At 53.1% G+C, this 16758-nt stretch carries 17 protein-coding genes; 8 read left to right on the plus strand and 9 right to left on the minus strand.

Annotation, left to right across the window (positions count from 1 at the left end; genetic code table 11):
- Positions 1-8: 8 nt before the first annotated feature.
- The 3 genes from ACOTSW_RS01080 to ACOTSW_RS01090 form a co-directional block, all read right to left on the minus strand.
- Positions 9-422, minus strand: a complete 414-nt coding sequence (locus tag ACOTSW_RS01080; RefSeq protein WP_423680536.1) for a hypothetical protein — start codon at positions 420-422, stop codon at positions 9-11.
- A 44-nt stretch (positions 423-466) separates the two neighbouring features.
- Entirely contained in the window at positions 467-2515 is a 2049-nt protein-coding gene (locus tag ACOTSW_RS01085; RefSeq protein ID WP_423680537.1) for an alkaline phosphatase D family protein, read from the minus strand.
- Between the two features lie 365 nt (positions 2516-2880).
- Positions 2881-3432, minus strand: coding sequence for a thymidine kinase (locus ACOTSW_RS01090; RefSeq protein WP_423680538.1), 552 nt, complete (start codon positions 3430-3432; stop codon positions 2881-2883).
- Between the two features lie 225 nt (positions 3433-3657).
- On the opposite strand from ACOTSW_RS01090, the gene ACOTSW_RS01095 reads away from it, so the two are divergent.
- Positions 3658-4110 (plus strand): Hsp20 family protein, encoded by a 453-nt coding sequence (locus ACOTSW_RS01095; protein WP_212677544.1) that lies wholly within the window; start codon positions 3658-3660, stop codon positions 4108-4110.
- 74 nt (positions 4111-4184) lie between these two features.
- Here ACOTSW_RS01095 and ACOTSW_RS01100 read toward each other — a convergent pair whose 3' ends face one another.
- Entirely contained in the window at positions 4185-5321 is a 1137-nt protein-coding gene (locus tag ACOTSW_RS01100) for an alpha-hydroxy acid oxidase (protein ID WP_423680540.1), read from the minus strand.
- Positions 5322-5415: 94 nt separating this feature from the next.
- Positions 5416-6336 (minus strand): LysR family transcriptional regulator, encoded by a 921-nt coding sequence (locus ACOTSW_RS01105; protein WP_423680542.1) that lies wholly within the window; start codon positions 6334-6336, stop codon positions 5416-5418.
- A gap of 114 nt (positions 6337-6450) precedes the next feature.
- Here ACOTSW_RS01105 and hmgA point away from each other — a divergent pair, with 114 nt between their 5' ends.
- From hmgA to ACOTSW_RS01125, 4 genes are all read left to right on the plus strand, one after another.
- Positions 6451-7758, plus strand: coding sequence for a homogentisate 1,2-dioxygenase (gene hmgA, locus ACOTSW_RS01110; protein WP_423680544.1), 1308 nt, complete (start codon positions 6451-6453; stop codon positions 7756-7758).
- 26 nt (positions 7759-7784) lie between these two features.
- A complete protein-coding gene (fahA, locus tag ACOTSW_RS01115; RefSeq protein ID WP_423680546.1) occupies positions 7785-9116 on the plus strand; it encodes a fumarylacetoacetase in 1332 nt (443 codons plus the stop codon).
- Positions 9117-9258: 142 nt separating this feature from the next.
- A complete protein-coding gene (locus tag ACOTSW_RS01120; protein WP_423680547.1) occupies positions 9259-9693 on the plus strand; it encodes a YidB family protein in 435 nt (144 codons plus the stop codon).
- Between the two features lie 134 nt (positions 9694-9827).
- A complete protein-coding gene (locus ACOTSW_RS01125; RefSeq protein WP_423680548.1) occupies positions 9828-10364 on the plus strand; it encodes a flavin reductase family protein in 537 nt (178 codons plus the stop codon).
- Between the two features lie 160 nt (positions 10365-10524).
- Here the strand turns inward: ACOTSW_RS01125 and ACOTSW_RS01130 are convergent, their stop codons facing one another.
- Positions 10525-11436: a LysR family transcriptional regulator gene (locus ACOTSW_RS01130; protein ID WP_423680549.1), complete on the minus strand. Its 912-nt coding sequence runs from the start codon at positions 11434-11436 to the stop codon at positions 10525-10527.
- A 177-nt stretch (positions 11437-11613) separates the two neighbouring features.
- On the opposite strand from ACOTSW_RS01130, the gene ACOTSW_RS01135 reads away from it, so the two are divergent.
- Both ACOTSW_RS01135 and ACOTSW_RS01140 read left to right on the plus strand, forming a co-directional pair.
- Entirely contained in the window at positions 11614-12216 is a 603-nt protein-coding gene (locus ACOTSW_RS01135; protein ID WP_423680551.1) for an FMN-dependent NADH-azoreductase, read from the plus strand.
- A 37-nt stretch (positions 12217-12253) separates the two neighbouring features.
- The gene (locus ACOTSW_RS01140; RefSeq protein ID WP_423680552.1) at positions 12254-13132 is read left to right on the plus strand and encodes a pirin family protein; all 879 of its coding nucleotides are present in this window, start codon (positions 12254-12256) and stop codon (positions 13130-13132) included.
- A 78-nt stretch (positions 13133-13210) separates the two neighbouring features.
- On the opposite strand, the gene ttcA is transcribed toward ACOTSW_RS01140, so the two are convergent.
- From ttcA to ACOTSW_RS01155, 3 genes are all read right to left on the minus strand, one after another.
- Positions 13211-14170 (minus strand): tRNA 2-thiocytidine(32) synthetase TtcA, encoded by a 960-nt coding sequence (gene ttcA, locus ACOTSW_RS01145; RefSeq protein WP_423680554.1) that lies wholly within the window; start codon positions 14168-14170, stop codon positions 13211-13213.
- A gap of 8 nt (positions 14171-14178) precedes the next feature.
- Positions 14179-14577 carry a dihydroneopterin aldolase gene (locus ACOTSW_RS01150; protein WP_186883812.1) on the minus strand — a complete coding sequence of 133 codons (399 nt, stop codon included), beginning with the start codon at positions 14575-14577 and terminating at the stop codon, positions 14179-14181.
- A 98-nt stretch (positions 14578-14675) separates the two neighbouring features.
- A complete protein-coding gene (locus ACOTSW_RS01155) occupies positions 14676-15473 on the minus strand; it encodes an SDR family oxidoreductase (RefSeq protein WP_423680556.1) in 798 nt (265 codons plus the stop codon).
- 45 nt (positions 15474-15518) lie between these two features.
- Between ACOTSW_RS01155 and ACOTSW_RS01160 the strand changes: the two genes are divergently transcribed.
- On the plus strand, positions 15519-16700 hold the full coding sequence (locus ACOTSW_RS01160) for a class I SAM-dependent methyltransferase (protein ID WP_423680557.1): 1182 nt from the start codon (positions 15519-15521) through the stop codon (positions 16698-16700).
- Positions 16701-16758: the final 58 nt, after the last annotated feature.

Genomic DNA, 16758 nt, shown 5'->3' on the forward strand with positions numbered 1-16758 from the left:
GCGAGTTATTACGAGATACTGACTGCGCTGGTGCCACTGTTAACGGTGGCTGTGGTGATGCGGGCGATCACATCTGTCGGTGCCGTCATCGTACCGTTATTGACCAGCTTATTCACTTGCTTGAACTGCGCTACCAGTTTTCCCGGTGTTAATGTCACCACCGTGTATCCTTGCGCATCCGAATTGATGTACTTCATCCATTGATTATTTCCCAACGCTGCCAGTTGCTGCGCCAGACCCAGCAGACTGGTGTTGAAGTCGCTGTTCGTTTTCAACCCCGCCAGAATGGCCTGGACTGTGCCAGTCAGTGTTGCACCTTCAGGTACGCCTTTGGCTGTCAGCGCGCCTGTCAGTTGTACGCGAACCTGTTCCAGCAGACCATCAACCGTCGGCGCTGCTTTACCCATGGTGTAATCGAGCATATTGACGTTGATCGTGATCGTGCCGATATTCGGAACAGGAATGCTCAGCGGGTAAAAGATGATTTATAAGTGAAGAAAGAGTCAGAGCTGATACCGGCGCTGACCAGATCCACCATTGCCGGTGTGCCGCCGCCCGGCGCATCAAAATCGTCGTTGACGGTGCCGGCAAAGAAGCCGTGAATGTCGCCTGTCACAGAGACCACATTGCTGATTTTATTCGTCAGCAGATGTTGCATCAGCGCTTTACGCTCGCTGTTATAACCGTCCCACTGATCGCAGTTCAGCAAGAACTTCGTGAAGAACGATGACAGCGCTGCCTGTTGACCGGAAGCGATGACGAAGCTGGAATTTTGCTTGTTGGTCTGCACATCCGGTTTGATGTAACCAAAGGCGATGGTTTGAGCGGCTGCACCGATCTGTGCCGCTGTTCCCGCTGCTGCGGCTGCTTTCGCGGCATTGAACGTCGCTACGGCAATACCTGCCTGGGCAGTAGTCAGGCCTGCTGTTGTAGCGGCGCTGGCAAGATTGCCACCAGTCGCTGCTGCTGTCGCGATCGCGCCTGCGGCTGCGCTGGCAACAGCTTGTGAAGCACCGGCGGTCATTGCCGCGACCAGCGTTGCTGCGACCAGTACGTTACCACCGAGCGCAGGATTGCTCAGCGCAGTGGTGATATTCGTGGCCAGTGTCGAGATGGAATTGAGCGCGAGCAATGTCGCAATCGCATCGGTACCATTGAGACCCATGCGCATCAGGCAGACTTCATTACCCCAGATTTTCCAGGTATTGGTCGATGTCTGCATTTTGTTTTTCCACCAGTCGCGCTGAGTTTTACCCAGCATACTGACATCCGACAGCGGATCACCAGTCATGGCTGTGGCGGCGGTAATCTTTTGTGCCTCCATCAGATTGAACACATCTTGCGGCACCACATAACGAGTGCCCATGCTGCTGTTCAGCGCTTTACCTGTCGTCGGATTGAACAGACTTTCCGGGACGATATGATCGGAACGATACAAGCGTTCATCGGTCATCACCAGTTGCATCAGCTTACCGAACTGGAAGTCACGATAAATCTGGATATTCTGGAAGCCGGTATTGGCCGCATCCAGGCTGACATCGGCGGGCATAAATTCAAACCACGCCTGATTCGCTGTGCGGCGGCGGCTGGTCTGGTGAATATTATTGCCGCTTGAATCGAGGCTGTTATTTTCATAGGTGATGGCATCTTTCCAGGCATCATCAGAAAATTCATGATCGTCCCAGATCGCGATATAGGCGAAGCGTTCGTGCACCGCTTGCTGACGCGGATCGCTGCGATACATTTTGTAGAGGTAGCGGTAATCAGCGAGTGTGGTTGCATACTTGGCTTTGCCGGTAGTGCCATCGGCGTTCAGCAATGCAGTGCCATCCGGCAATTGCAGTGCAGTGTGGCGCGCTTCAGCATTTCCTGTCTGGAATGCCGCACCGACTGTTTCATAAATATAGTCGCCAAGGTGAATGATGAAATCGAGGTTTTCATTTTTGGCGATGTAATCCATCGCACCCCAGTGATTGACGCTCCAGTCCTGGCAAGTCAGATAGGCGAACTGTAATTGGGCGACATCTGCGTTGGCTGCTGGCGCTGTTTTGAAACGGCCGACATTCGAGCGCACATCACCGGCGATGAACTGATAAAAATAAGTCTGACCAGGCTGCAAGCCGGTCACTTTATTGCGAACTGTGTTGTCAAAGCTGGCGAGTACAGACAAGCGTGTATCGACGATGGTCGTACCGGTTAGTGCTGCATTGCTGCCGAGCAGAGCTGTATTGTCCGTGGCCGTCACGATCAGGCGTATCGCAACGTCGTTGCCCGTTGGCGCTGCCGCTGCGACGCCCAGCGATGCTGGCGTCACACGTGTCCAGAGGATTACGCTATCAGGGCGTGGATCACCGGAAGCGACACTTTGCGGGAATTTCCAGCCTGTGCCGGTAGCCAGTGGTAATTCAGACTGGTCGCTGGCAACGCTGCTGCTACCGCCGCAGGCACTCAGGCTGCCGGTAGCGACTGATACTGATAAAAAGCCGCTGTATTTCAAAAACTGTCGTCTATCCAATTTCATCTCCCTGGAGTTAGTGGCCGCGCAGATTGGTGAGGGTGTCTTACATCGACATCGTGAAGCAGATGTCATGCATTGGCCCTGCAGACAATACTGCAGCAGATCGCATTGCTGGTGTAAGTGAAAAGCAAACCGCAACAACAAACTAAAAATCAGAAAGACTAGGGGGTGGATATGTCATTGTGATGACATTGATACTAGGGAAATTCCTCTATTCGTCAACTGACTCATCCGGTCCTTAGTATTTGCGCCCGAAACAGAAAATAGAGATAGCCGCTGCCCGTCGCCACGCAGGTAGCGGCGGTTTCATGTCTGAGGCCAGTGTGAAGCAGATGACGGGCTGACAGCAGCGTCGTTCGGGCTCAGGTGCGGTAAAAACAGCGGCCACAGACATGATGGTAGCGTTCGTTACCACCGATATCGATCTGTTCGCCGCTGCGGGTGCGTTGACCATGTTCGTCAACGCGGATATTCATCGTTGCTTTTTTACCGCAGCTGCAGATATTTTTGAGTTCTTCTATCGTGTCGGCGAGTGCCAGTAAATAGGTCGAGCCGGTAAATGGTTCGCCCAGAAAATCGCTGCGCAGGCCGTAACAAATGACAGGCACACCGCGCACATGCGCGAGCTGATGCAATTGCTTTACCTGCTCGGCAGATAAAAATTGCGCCTCATCGACCAGCACGCAACTGACTTGCGGCGCTTCTTTAAAAAAATCAAAGCCGGCATCAAATACGGCAGCTTCACGTTGCGGACCGAGACGCGAAGTGACTTTGCCCTGGCCGTAGCGATGGTCGATCGCAGCCGTGTACAGACAGACTTGCTGCCCCTGTTCTTCGTAATTGTGTGCGACTTGCAGAAGGGCAGTCGATTTTCCTGCATTCATGGCGGAATATCTGAAATAAAGCTTTGCCACGGTGTTCCTTAAAATTGAGGTCGGGGTAAATAGTGGCGCTCTGATGCGATTTCAAGAGCGGCGGAAGCGTTATTGTAGAGAATCAGTGAGCCTTGGGTCACGAAAAAAATGTATACAAATTTTTCTCTTGAAAAGCATTTGACGCACCCTATCTTTGACTCAGCAGATGCTCATCTGAGGTCTGCGGAAATTATTTATATCGCTTCTATTAAAAAGGATATCACCATGCGTAATTTTGACTTTGCTCCTCTGTATCGTTCTGCGATTGGTTTTGACCGTCTCGCACAGTTATTTGATGACGCGCAGCGCAATGATGCTGCACCGAGTTACCCACCATATAACATTGAACTGATCGCGGAAGATAAATACAACATCACGATGGCGGTGGCGGGTTTTGACCGCAGCGAACTCGATATCGAAACCGAACGCGACACATTGAAAATCGTCGGTCGCAAGCAAAAAGATGAAACTCAGAAAAACTATCTGCATCGCGGCATCGCCTCACGCGATTTTGAACACCGCTTCCGCCTCGCCGATCATGTGAAAGTGGTTAGCGCACGTCTGGATAATGGTTTGCTGAGCATAGAGCTGGTGCGTGAAGTGCCGGAAGCCTATAAACCACGCCGCATCCTGATTGATGGCGACAACCTGCAACTGGTGCAGTCACAAGCAGCATAAGCACGACGCTTGTTCTGATACACAAAAAAAAGCATGGAATTTCTCCATGCTTTTTTTATGACACTTGATTCAATTTACTTGCGGATGATATTGCTCAGATTGACTTCGCGTATGTCTTTGGTGCCGGTCAGTGCCATGCTGACATCCAGCTCTTTTTGTAAAATTTCCAGCATCGTGGTGACGCCTTTTTCGCCCATCGCTCCCAGACCATACAGAAACGCGCGGCCTATCATGCTGCCCTTCGCACCAAGCGCCGTGGCTTTCAGAATATCCTGACCTGTACGTATGCCACCGTCAAACCAGACTTCGGTCTGATGACCGACGGCATCGACGATCGCCGGTAAGGCTTCTATCGACGACATCGCACCATCCAATTGGCGGCCACCGTGATTGCTGACGACAATCGCATCGGCACCGGCAGCCACTGCCAGTTTGGCGTCCTCGACGTCCAGTATGCCTTTCAGGATAAGCTTGCCACCCCATTCCTTTTTGATCCACGCCACATCGTCCCAGTTCAGCGTAGGATCGAACTGGCTGGCCGTCCATTGGCTCAGGGTCAGTATGCCGTCGCCGCCTTTGACATGGCCGACCAGATTACCGAAGGTTTTACGTCCTGCCAGTGCGCGCAGCGCCCATGATGGTTTGGTCGCGAGATCGAGAATATTCGCGAGCGTCAGTTTCGGTGGTACTGACATGCCGTTTTTTAAATCTTTATGACGCTGACCGAGAATTTGCAGATCCAGTGTCAACACCAGCGCTGAGCATTTGCAGGCTTTGGCGCGCTGTATCATTTCCTTCACGAAGCCACGGTCGCGCATCACATACAGCTGAAACCAGAATGGCTTGGTGGTCACGCTGACAACATCTTCAATTGAGCAGATACTCATGGTGGACAGGGTGAAGGGAATGCCGAATTTTTCTGCAGCAATCGCGCCCAGCATTTCGCCGTTCGCCCATTGCATACCGGTCAGCCCGGTCGGCGCGATGGCGACCGGCATCGTGACATCCTGACCTATCATCGTGGTGCGCGTATTGCGCTGATCCACATTGATGGCGACGCGCTGGCGCAGCTTGATCGCGGCCAGATCGCTACTGTTCGCCTTATAGGTACTTTCCGTATAAGAGCCACTGTCCGCGTAGTCATAGAATGCTTTAGGTACGCGCTTTTTGGCGAGTAAACGTAAGTCTTCTACACAAGTAATGACAGGCATGCTGATTCTCCGGTGGACTAATGAATAGGCAAAAGTGTAGGGGAAATTGACTGTCTGATGGGGGAAAACGTTTCAGTTTTGCGGTGAAGTATTTTCAACTGAGCGTTTCCGTTTCGACAAAACGTTCGCAAATAAACTGCCGTAGCCATTGATTGCCGGCATCCTGGTGATAGCGACGGTGCCAGAACAGATTTGTTTGCAGTGCTGGCAAACGCAGCGGCGGTTTGATATACGTCAAACCAAAAGGCGTTGCCGCCCGTTCTGCCAGCTTACGCGGCACGGTGACCAGTAAATCATTACTGCTGACGATATACGGAACAGCAACAAAATGCGGCACTTTAAAGTGAGCGTGAGAATGGATGCCCGCTTTTTCCAAACGTTGATTGATACTGATATACGGCTCCTCTTGCGAAGCGACTATCAGATGGCGTGCCGCGACAAATTCCTTGATTTCCAACGGCTTGCCGACCAGCGGATGCGTTTGCCGCAACATGCAGACATAGTTCTGCCGGAATAAACGACGTTGAAACCAGGCATCCGATAAATCATCAAACGCGCCAATTGCCAGATCGACCCGACCCGATTCCATCTCGGTTTTCAGGTCGATACTGCCGGCACGTATTGTTGATATTTGTATCTGCGGTGCTTGCCGCAGCAATTCCTCTACCAGCAAAGGCATGAAATAGACTTCTCCCACATCCGTCATGGCGATGGTGAAGTGGCGTTCCGAGCTGGCTGCGTCAAAGCTGCCTTCGCTGTTCAAGGCCTGCGTGATATGGCTGAGTGCGAGTGTGACGGAACCTGCCAGTTGTTCGGCGCGTGGAGTAGGTTGCATGCCGTTAGCGGTGCGCACAAACAGTTCATCATCAAAACTGCGGCGCAGCCTTGCCAGCGCATTGCTGACCGCCGGTTGCGACAGGCCAAGCTGACGCGCCACCAGCGAAATCTGTCTGCTTTCAAAAATATGCTGAAACACCACCAGCAGATTCAGGTCGATATCTTTGGCTTCTAACATGCTTTGATAATTATTGATTTTGTGAATGATCTGTATTTCTGTATTTATATCGTAAAAAACACCTGTGTGCAGTAGAGTGCCGGAAATTCTCCTATTTTCTGAAAGGATGGCGCTATGAGCATGCAAGATATCCTTCGTTACCAGACCGGTTTTGCGAACGAATTTGCCAGCGAAACTCTGGCTGGCGCGTTGCCGCAACACCAGAATTCACCACAACAATGTGCGTACGGTTTGTATGCCGAACAGATTTCCGGAACGGCCTTTACCGCACCACGCCATGCGAACCGGCGTTCGTGGTTGTATCGCATACGTCCGGCGGCAATGCATCAGCCGTTTCAGCAAGTCAGCAATGGCAATATGACGAATGATTTCAGTCAGATGCCATCGACACCGAATCAACTGCGCTGGGATCCGCAGCCCATGCCGCAGACACCCACCGATTTTATTGATGGCTGGCTGACAATGGCAGGCAATGGGTCAGCCGATGCGCAGAGCGGTTGCGCGATTCATCTGTATGCGGCAAACCGCGACATGAATACGCGTTTCTATTACAACGCCGATGCCGAATTACTGATCATTCCGCAGCAAGGGCGCTTGCATATCCGCACCGAGCTGGGTCGCATGAATATTGAGCCGCAAGAGATTGCCGTGATTCCGCGCGGTATCCGTTTTCAGGTGCAGTTACCGGATGGCGAGGCGCGTGGCTATGTCTGCGAAAACTTTGGCAGCATGTTCCGCTTGCCTGATCTTGGTGTGATTGGCTCGAATGGCCTCGCCAATCCGCGTGATTTTCAGACGCCAGTCGCCTGGTATGAAGATAAAGAAGGTGATTTTGAATTGCTGGCCAAATTCAGTGGCAATCTGTGGTCGGCAAACATCCGCCATTCGCCGCTCGATGTGGTCGCCTGGCATGGCAATTTCGCGCCGTACAAATATGATCTGCGTCATTTCAATACCATTGGTTCGATCAGTTACGATCATCCTGACCCCTCGATTTTTCTCGTGCTGCAATCGCCCAGCGACACGCCGGGTGTCGATACCATCGATTTCGTGATTTTCCCGCCGCGCTGGCTGGCTGCGGAAAATACCTTCCGCCCGCCCTGGTTCCATCGCAATATTGCGAGTGAATTCATGGGGCTGATTCATGGAAAATACGATGCGAAATCGACCGGTTTCCGTCCGGGTGGTGCGAGTCTGCATAACTGCATGAGCGGCCACGGCCCGGATGCGGCGACGTTTGAAAAAGCCAGCAGCATCGACACCAGCACACCGCATAAAGTCGCTGATACGATGGCGTTCATGATAGAAACGCGTAACATCATCAAACCGACCCGCGCCGCGATGACTTCGCCGCAATTGCAGGCGGATTATTATCAATGCTGGCAGGGCATCAGAAAAAATTTCAATCCAAAACAAGCGTAAAAACAAGCGTGAAAGACCGCACCACCATGACGATACAATTGAATGAAACCCACAATCCTGAGCTGCGCAGCTGGGTTGTATCAGCGAATCAGTCTGACAGTGATTTTCCTATCCAGAATCTGCCTTTCGGCGTATTTCGCCGCCACGGCAGCCATCAGGCTTTCCGCATCGGTGTGGCGATCGGTGACCAGATTCTTGATCTGGCTGCAGCTCATGCGATTCATGCATTTGCCGGTTATACCGAATTGCAGGGCGGGCATTTTACGGCGGCGGTCAATGCGCCACATCTGAACGCGCTGATGGCACTCGGTGCGCCGGTCTGGTCAGCACTGCGTCTGGCTTTATCACGTGTATTACGGGCTGACGCCAAACATCTGGCCGCATTGCAAAACTGCCTGCTGCCGCAAAGCGCGGCAGAATATGCCTTGCCTGCGCAGATTGGCGATTACACCGATTTTTACACCTCGCTGCATCATGCTACCGCCGTCGGCAAATTATTCCGTCCCGATAATCCGCTGCTGCCGAACTACAAATGGGTACCGATCGGTTATCACGGACGCGCTTCGTCGATAGGCGTGTCCGGCCAGCAATTCCGTCGCCCGGTCGCGCAAACCAAACCGCCGACAGCAGAGACACCGGTATTCGGCCCGGCCAAGCGCATGGATTACGAACTAGAAATCGGCATTTTTATCGGTCAGGGTAATGCGCTGGGCGATGTGGTTGGCATGGATCAGGCCGAAGCGCATGTATTCGGCCTGTGCCTGTTGAATGACTGGTCTGCTCGTGATGTGCAGGCCTGGGAATATCAGCCGCTCGGCCCTTTCCTCGCCAAGAATTTTGCCACCACGATTTCACCATGGGTCGTGACGCTGGAAGCGCTGGCGCCATATCGTCAGGCGTGGCAACGCGATGCGGCTGACCCGCAACCCTTGCCGTATCTGGACGCACCCGATCTGCGCGACAGCGGCGCGTTTGATATTCAGCTCGAAGTCTTACTGCAAACTGAAAAAATGCGTGCCGACGGCGCTGCGCCGCAACGCCTGTCCACATCGAATTTCCGCGATTCGTACTGGACGGTCGCGCAACTCGTCACGCATCACACGGTCAATGGTTGTAACCTCAATCCCGGCGATCTGCTCGGTTCCGGCACCCAGTCCGGCCCGGCTCCGGAAGAAGCAGGTTCCCTGCTGGAACTGACCGACGGCGGCAAAAAGCCGGTTGCACTGAGTAATGGTGAGCAAAGGCTGTTTCTGGAGGATGGCGACACCGTCATCCTGCGCGGCTGGACACAAAAACAAGGCCTGCCACGCATAGGTTTCGGCGAAGTTGCCGGGACTTTATTGCCTGCCAGAAGCTAAGGTTTTGGCGCAGACCGTATTCATCGCTGAAACCAGTTGCTGCTCATTTGGCTGATCTGTGCTTATACTAGGTAAGGAAATCTGGTCAGATCCTGAATGTAGGGACATTCAGGCGTTCAGTAGCTTAGTTGAGGAGATGATGATGGGGTTATTCGATTCAATCGCAGGACAAGTATTGGGCTCGTTGACGCAGTCCGGTCAGACAGGCGCAACGCAGCATGCGGGGTTGTTGGAAGCGATAGGCGGTTTGATGAATAATCCGCAGATCGGCGGCCTGAGCGGTTTGATCACCATATTTCAGGAAAAAGGGCTGGGTGGCGTGGTTTCCTCTTGGGTCGCAACCGGCGAGAATCTGCCGATATCTGCTGAGCAGTTACAGTCGGTACTCGGCAGTGAACAGGTACAGGCGATCGCTGAAAAATTTGGATTTTCCGCGGAGGAAGTGTCAGGTCATCTGGCAGAGCTGTTACCTCAGGTCGTTGACAAGTTAACGCCGGACGGCACTGTGCCTGAAGGTAATGCAATGGACGATACCCTGGGTAGTGTGTTGGGGATGTTAAAGGGCATGAGCCGCTGATCGCAGCGTTTTGTTGATAAGGGAATGTTGCACAATATGAGCCTGTGAATCGTTGATCGTTTCACGGGCTCAGTTTTTTGTGCTTGTATGGATAGCGTGCAGCAGTGAAGACGACAATTGAGCGAACTGAAATCATGCCCAAAAAATCTTATCCCTTAGCCAAGGTCTATGGCTTGCTGGAACCTGGGCCGGTGGTGTTGCTGACGACGGCGGCTGCAGGGCGGGCGAATGTGATGACGATGTCGTGGCATGCGATGCTGGAATTCGAGCCGCCGCTGTTGAGCTGCGTTGTCAGCAACCGTAATTACTCTTTCGATTTGCTGATGGCGACGCGGGAATGTGTGATCAATATTCCGACCGCCGAGATTGCGGAACAAGTCGTGCAATGCGGTAATGTCAGCGGGGCGGATACCGATAAATTCCTGCTATCCGGGCTGACGGCGGTCGCCGCAAAAATGGTGGGTGCGCCGCTGATCGCTGAATGTTATGCGAGTCTGGAATGCCGGGTGGTGGACATCAGCAGGGTCAAAAAATACGGTCAGTTTGTGCTGGAAGTCGTCAAGGCCTGGCGTGATCCGGCGGTGACGGCGCCGCGCACCTTGCATCATCTGGGTTATGGCAAGTTCATGGTCGCTGGCGACATCATTCAGTTGAAATCAAGCATGCGTTAATGGCTGCGGCTACCATTTTTCAGCTATTTCCGGCCCCGGAAGCGGAAAATATACTGGGGGGAGTATATTTTAAAGCCCTTTGTTTATAAGGAGATAAAGGCGAAATCGCCATATACTCCCATCAAAACCTCATTTTTTCAGATTTTCAGGATGTTGCAGACTAAGTTTTCTGTGGACATGCTCCGGCGAATTGCTGCTGCAAGGCATCAAGAAACACTCTGGTGCGCGCTGGCATCAGACGACGGCCGGGAAAGACTGCCCACAGTTTGATATCCGGCGATTGCCAGTCGCCGAGGATGCGTATCAGTTCGCCCGATTTCACATAGCATTCCGCAAAATTATCCGGCAGCATGATGATGCCATCGCCGTTGCGCGCGAGGCGCGTCAGGAGTTCCGGCGAATTGGCGCTGGCGCGTCCGGGTGGAATGCCTTCCCATTTTTCTTCATTGCGACTCAGTTTCCACGGCGTTGCTTCGCCATTGCGCGCCAGCAGTAGCAAGGCATCGTGCTCCATCAGCGCTTCCGGCTCGCTGGGTAAGCCGTGTCGCGCGATGTAGGCCGGTGACGCGTACAAACCCACCGTGAAAACGGCCAGCCGGCGCGCTGCGAGCGAGGCATCATCCGGCAAATCACCAGTGCGGATGGCGACATCGAAATTCTCACCAATCAGATCAACACGGCGCGGTGACAAATCAATTTCAAACGCAATCGCTGGATGTGCGGCGATCAGCGCAGATAAGAACTGGCTCATTTCCTGATTCGCAAAATCGGCGGGCATCGAAACCCGCAGGCGTCCCGATGGTTCGGCCTGGCGATGCTGGGTCAGCGCCAGAGTGGCATCCACTTCTTCCTGCACATGCTGCGCGTGTTGCAAGACATGCTGACCAAATTCAGTGACGCTGAGTTTGCGGGTCGTGCGCAGCAGCAGCCGTTCACCGAGTTGCGATTCGAGTGCCGTGATGCGGCGCGACAAAGTCGATTTCGGTACCGCTAAACGGGCCGCCGCCTTGCTGAAGCTGCCTTCAGCCACAATGCGGGCAAACAGTAAAAGATCATTCGCTTCCAGTTGCATCGTCGTTCTCTTTTCGCTTGATTTTTTGTGGAGCTGGGTGGCTTGATTGATGAAATAAGCTATTGTTTCATATTTGGGATAATGATATCCAATTTATGGTCTTCTGTAATTCCTTTGGAACAGATAAAGTACGTTCATGGTCATCTGACCCTTAACCACTTTATCAAAGGCAAGAAAATGAAACTCTTACAAGTCAATTCCAGCGTCCGTTCCGAAGGTTCCCATTCCAACCGTTTGTCTAAAGTGCTGGTCGAGCGTTTGCTCGCGGCTAATCCCGGCGCAGCCCTGACAGTGCGTGATCTGGGACACACGCCACATCCGGCACTCGACGAAGCGGCCTTGCAAGCCTTGTTCACTCCAGCAGATCAGCGCAATGCAGCGCAGCAGGCGCGTGTGGCACAAGATGATGCGCTGATCGCAGAAATTCAGGCTGCAGACGTGGTTGTGCTCGGCGCACCGATGTATAACTTCGGTATTTCGTCCCAGCTGAAAAACTGGATCGACGCGATTTCCCGCGCCCAGGTCACGTTCCGTTATACCGCGAATGGTCCTGAAGGTTTGCTGACCGGTAAAAAAGTGTATGTAGTGCTGACCCGCGGTGGCTTGTATCGCAATACACCGAACGACACTCAAATGCCGTATCTGAAAACTTTCTTCGGCTTCCTCGGCATGACCGATGTGGAATTCATTTATGCTGAAGGTCTGGCGATGGGCCCGGACGCCGAAGCGGCAGCGATTGCTTCAGCGACGCAACAAATTGAAGACGCACTGAAAGCCTGATTACGCTCTGGCGCGATCAGTTACAAGGAGAATCAGGATGAGCACTGTACATACAGATCTGCAGACAGAAAACGTCAGCCAGTCACGGGTGGTGGAGCAACTGGTTGCCGGTCAGGCGACCTCCGATGGTGCCGGCGTCAAACTGACTCGGGTGTTGACGCAACCGTTCCAGTATCGTCTTGATCCTTACCTTATGCTGGATGCGTTTGGCAGCGACGAAGCGGATGATTACATCGGCGGCTTTCCCGACCATCCGCATCGCGGCTTTGAAACCATCACCTATATGCTGACCGGGCGTATGCGTCATCGCGACAGCGCCGGAAACGAAGGTTTGCTGCAAAACGGTGGCGTGCAATGGATGACCGCCGGGCGAGGCGTGATTCACTCAGAAATGCCGGAACAGGAAGAAGGCCGTATGGCAGGTTTTCAGTTATGGCTGAATCTGCCTGCCAAAGACAAGATGATCGCGCCTTGGTATCGCGATATTCAGAGTGAAGCGATTCCTGAATTGCTGACCGCAGAAGGCGTGAAAGCACGCGTGATTGCCGGGCATAGTCATGGCGTTGCTGGTGCGATGCAGCGTGAAGTAACGCAGCCTTTGTATCTCGATATTCACCTGCCTGCCGGTACACAATTCCGCCAGCATCTGAGTGCGACGGCCAATGCGTTTTTGTATGTGTACGAAGGCGAGCTGGACGTTGCTGGCAAAGCCGTACCACAGCAAAGAATGGCGATCCTGAAAAAAGTAGCAGAGGCGGATGGCGTCATCATCAGCGCAGCCACAGCTACCCGTGCGCTGTTGATTGCCGGAGAGCCGCTGGGTGAACCGATAGTGCAGTACGGGCCGTTTGTGATGAATAGTCAGCAAGAGATCTTCAAGGCGATCAGCGATTTCCGCGAAGGGAAACTGGCCTGAAACGAACGCAGCAAAGAAAATAAAAAAGCGGACATGAACTGACTTCATGCCCGCTTTTTTTATGTCAGTGAAAAAGACTTAATCGTCCTGATCCAGATGCAGTTGAATCACGCCGCTGGTTGGCGTGGCGCATGGCTCTTCGTCAAATGCGATATCGCCATCGGGATTGACTTCGCCGTTTAGTTGCAGATCGGTGAAGTTGAACAGGTTTTTATCCATCAGATGGGAAGGCACAACGGTCGATAAGGACGAGAAAATATTCTCTACCCGACCCGGATATTTCTTATCCCATTCACGCATCAGATTTTTGATTTGCTTGCGTTGCAGATTTTCCTGCGAACCGCACAGATCGCAAGGAATGATAGGGAAATTTTTGACCTGTGCATAACGCTCGGTATCGGCCTCTTTGACATACGCCATCGGGCGAATGACGATGTGCTTGCCATCATCGGATTGCAATTTCGCTGGCATACCTTTGATTTTTCCGCCGAAAAACATATTCAGGAAAAAGGTTTCCAGAATGTCGTCTCGGTGATGGCCGAGTGCGATTTTATTTGCGCCCAGTTCATCGGCAACGCGGTACAGAATACCGCGACGCAGGCGCGAACACAGCGAGCAGGTGGTTTTGCCTTCCGGGATCAGGCGCTTAACGATGCTGTAGGTATCCTGGTTTTCGATGTGATACGGAATGCCGATTTTTTCGAGATACGCCGGTAAAACATCGGCCGGAAAGTTGGGTTGCTTCTGATCGAGATTGACCGCGACGATATCAAAATGGATAGGTGCGCGTTCACGCAGCGTCATCAGAATATCAAGCAGCGCATAGCTGTCTTTGCCGCCCGACAGACAGACCATGACTTTGTCACCGTCTTCTATCATATTGAAATCACCAATCGCCTGGCCGACCTGACGGCACAGACGTTTGTGCAGTTTATTGTTTTCGTAGGTGATTTTTTCCTGCGATTTAGTCGCAGCACTATCTGCCGCTTGCTTGCTGTCGGCAGCCTGCTCATTGAAAGAGACGTTAGTTACTTGCATGGGGTGACTCAAATTTCTGTTTTGATCTGGAATACTTCAACACCGACGCCTTCGCAATCGGGATACACATCCGGCTTCATGGTCGATACACGCACAGCGCGCACGCGCGGATGTGCCAGCATGATACGGGCCACGTCGTCACACAGGGTTTCCTGCAAATGCACATGACCCTGCGCAACGCGGGCGGCAATCGTGCCGCGCATGAAATCGTAATCGACGACTTCATCGAGCTGATCGTCTTTCGGTGTCGAGAGTGCCAGCGGGATATACAGATCGACATTGATCAAGACGCGCTGTTCGCCTTTTTTCTCGAACTCGTGCACACCGATGTTGATCGATATTTCGTAGTTCCGTAAAAACAAGCGGCGGCAGTCAGCGAGTTGTGGGTGGTGCAAAATGGATAGCATAAGTAGCCTGATAAAGTAAAAACGTGATTCTGGGTAGCGTATCAGCGGGTAAGCTGTGGCAAGCTTATCGCCAGGCCGACGTATTATTCGTATTAATCTTAGTTCGTATTATTCGCAGTGGCGACAAACATCACATCGCGCTGCAAAGGAATTAAATGCTGGCCACCATCAACCAGCAGGGTCGTACCTGTCATGGCCGGGCTGTCAGCCACAAAACAGACTGTGCGCGCGATATCTTCCGGTGTACTGGAGCGACCCAGCGGCGTAACCTGATGCGCCTGCTGAAAATCGGCCTCGCTCTGATGACCGGACACCATCGTAATGCCGGGCGCGATACCAACCACCCGTACTTTCGGTGCCAGCGCCTGTGCCAGTGTCGTGGTCGCGCATTGTAGTGCAGCTTTGGACAGGGTATACGATAAAAAATCGGGATTCAGATTAAATAATTTCTGATCGAGCAAATTAATCACGCAGGCTTGCTGACCTTCAGCGGTGGCCGCATGCAGTGCCTGTGCCAATATCAACGGTGCGCCCAGATTGGCGTGCATGTGGCGGTCGAGCGCGGCATAAGTAAAACTGCTGGCGCTGTCTTCGGCAAACAGGGACGCGTTGTTCACCACACAATGCACCGCCCCCATCGCGGCAATCGCCTGCGGTAACAAAGCGCGCGTCGCGGTTTCATCGGCCAGGTCGCATGGCAAAGCGATTGCGCGTCGCCCCAGTGTCTGAATTTCCTGCACCACGCTGGCGGCATCGGTGGCCGACGTGCCGAAATGCACGACGATATCCCAGCCTTGTTGCGCCATCGTCAGGGCGATATGCCGCCCTATGCGTTTCGCGCCGCCGGTAACGAGAGCAACACGCGCCTCGGTGTTGTTGAGCTTGGTCTGGGTCATGGAAATTCTTTAACGTGACTACGGGGTTTTTACTACAATGCCGGTATGCAAAAATTATCTCTTCCTAATCCTGCGCCGGAGGCGCTCGCAGCTTCACAGGCACTGCAACAGCTCATCATTGACGACATCAGGCAACATCAGGGCTGGATCCCTTTTTCGCGCTACATGGAACTGGCCTTGTATGCGCCGGATCTGGGTTATTACAGCGGCGGTGCCACAAAATTAGGCAAAGACGGCGATTTTACAACAGCCCCGGAAATGTCTGCTTTGTTCGGTGCGACGCTGGCCACGCTGGCGGGCAAATTATTCGCCCAAACCACCGCGCAAGTCATGGAATTCGGCGCCGGTACCGGGAAGCTCGCCAAAGATTTTTTAACGGAGTGTCAATTATCCGGTATCGCGATAGAACGCTATTTTATCGTGGAATTGTCTGGCGAATTGCGCGCCCGTCAGGAAGATTTGCTGAAAGACTTTCCGCAGGTGGTCTGGTTGCAGCAAATGCCGGCTGCGTTTTCCGGCATCGTGCTCGGCAATGAAGTGCTTGATGCGATGCCCGTTGATCTGGTGCGCAAGACCGCTGATGGCTGGTGTGAGATAGGAGTGGCGCTGGCAGACGACAACGACAATGACGCCGCGTCTTTGCAATACCGCGAACGCGCCTGCGATGCAGAAAAATGCGCGCAGATTCCTGATGCGAACGAGCTGCCGGTCGGCTATCTGACGGAAGTGCATGCGGTCGCCAGCGGCTTCATGCACAGTCTGGCGCAGATGCTCAATGCCGGGCGAGCTGCCAGCGGCAAAGGCAGCGCGGCAATTCTGATCGATTACGGCTTTCCGGCGCACGAGTATTATCATCCGCAACGTAATCAGGGTAGCCTGATGTGTCACTATCGACATCATGCGCATCCAGATCCGTTTTATTTGCCAGGCTTGCAAGATATTACCGCGCATGTTGACTTTACTGCCATGGCGCGCGCGGCGCTGGAAGAAAATTTGTCTGTATTGAGCTACACCAGTCAGGCCGGTTTTTTACTCGAATCGGGCATTGCAGACATCCTCAGCCGTACCTCGCCGGAAGAGGTAAAGGCTTATCTGCCGCAGGCGAACGCGCTGCAAAAACTGATCTCCCCGGCGGAAATGGGCGAGTTATTCAAAGTCCTTGTCGTCGGCAGCGGGATTGATCTTCCTGACAATTTACTGCGGCACGACCGCAGTCACCGTCTTTGATCGCGTGCTGACGTGAAAATAGGTGTCCAATATACTGGGGGGAGTATATTTTGAAGCC

Origin of the sequence: Undibacterium sp. WLHG33 (genome assembly GCF_049544815.1) — a bacterium.
In the GTDB taxonomy this organism is placed as follows: domain Bacteria; phylum Pseudomonadota; class Gammaproteobacteria; order Burkholderiales; family Burkholderiaceae_D; genus Undibacterium.

What these genes read in the sequence shown, in the direction of transcription:
- ttcA (WP_423680554.1), bottom strand. Translation starts at nt 14,170, where the DNA reads ATGCAAGTAACTAACGTCTCTTTCAATGAGCAGGCTGCCGACAGCAAG.
- fahA (WP_423680546.1), top strand. Translation starts at nt 7,785, where the DNA reads ATGACGATACAATTGAATGAAACCCACAATCCTGAGCTGCGCAGCTGG.
- ACOTSW_RS01100 (WP_423680540.1), bottom strand. Translation starts at nt 5,321, where the DNA reads ATGCCTGTCATTACTTGTGTAGAAGACTTACGTTTACTCGCCAAAAAG.
- ACOTSW_RS01130 (WP_423680549.1), bottom strand. Translation starts at nt 11,436, where the DNA reads ATGCAACTGGAAGCGAATGATCTTTTACTGTTTGCCCGCATTGTGGCT.
- ACOTSW_RS01125 (WP_423680548.1), top strand. Translation starts at nt 9,828, where the DNA reads ATGCCCAAAAAATCTTATCCCTTAGCCAAGGTCTATGGCTTGCTGGAA.
- ACOTSW_RS01150 (WP_186883812.1), bottom strand. Translation starts at nt 14,577, where the DNA reads ATGCTATCCATTTTGCACCACCCACAACTCGCTGACTGCCGCCGCTTG.
- ACOTSW_RS01140 (WP_423680552.1), top strand. Translation starts at nt 12,254, where the DNA reads ATGAGCACTGTACATACAGATCTGCAGACAGAAAACGTCAGCCAGTCA.
- ACOTSW_RS01120 (WP_423680547.1), top strand. Translation starts at nt 9,259, where the DNA reads ATGGGGTTATTCGATTCAATCGCAGGACAAGTATTGGGCTCGTTGACG.
- hmgA (WP_423680544.1), top strand. Translation starts at nt 6,451, where the DNA reads ATGAGCATGCAAGATATCCTTCGTTACCAGACCGGTTTTGCGAACGAA.
- ACOTSW_RS01095 (WP_212677544.1), top strand. Translation starts at nt 3,658, where the DNA reads ATGCGTAATTTTGACTTTGCTCCTCTGTATCGTTCTGCGATTGGTTTT.
- ACOTSW_RS01080 (WP_423680536.1), bottom strand. Translation starts at nt 422, where the DNA reads ATGCTCGATTACACCATGGGTAAAGCAGCGCCGACGGTTGATGGTCTG.
- ACOTSW_RS01160 (WP_423680557.1), top strand. Translation starts at nt 15,519, where the DNA reads ATGCAAAAATTATCTCTTCCTAATCCTGCGCCGGAGGCGCTCGCAGCT.
- ACOTSW_RS01105 (WP_423680542.1), bottom strand. Translation starts at nt 6,336, where the DNA reads ATGTTAGAAGCCAAAGATATCGACCTGAATCTGCTGGTGGTGTTTCAG.
- ACOTSW_RS01155 (WP_423680556.1), bottom strand. Translation starts at nt 15,473, where the DNA reads ATGACCCAGACCAAGCTCAACAACACCGAGGCGCGTGTTGCTCTCGTT.
- ACOTSW_RS01135 (WP_423680551.1), top strand. Translation starts at nt 11,614, where the DNA reads ATGAAACTCTTACAAGTCAATTCCAGCGTCCGTTCCGAAGGTTCCCAT.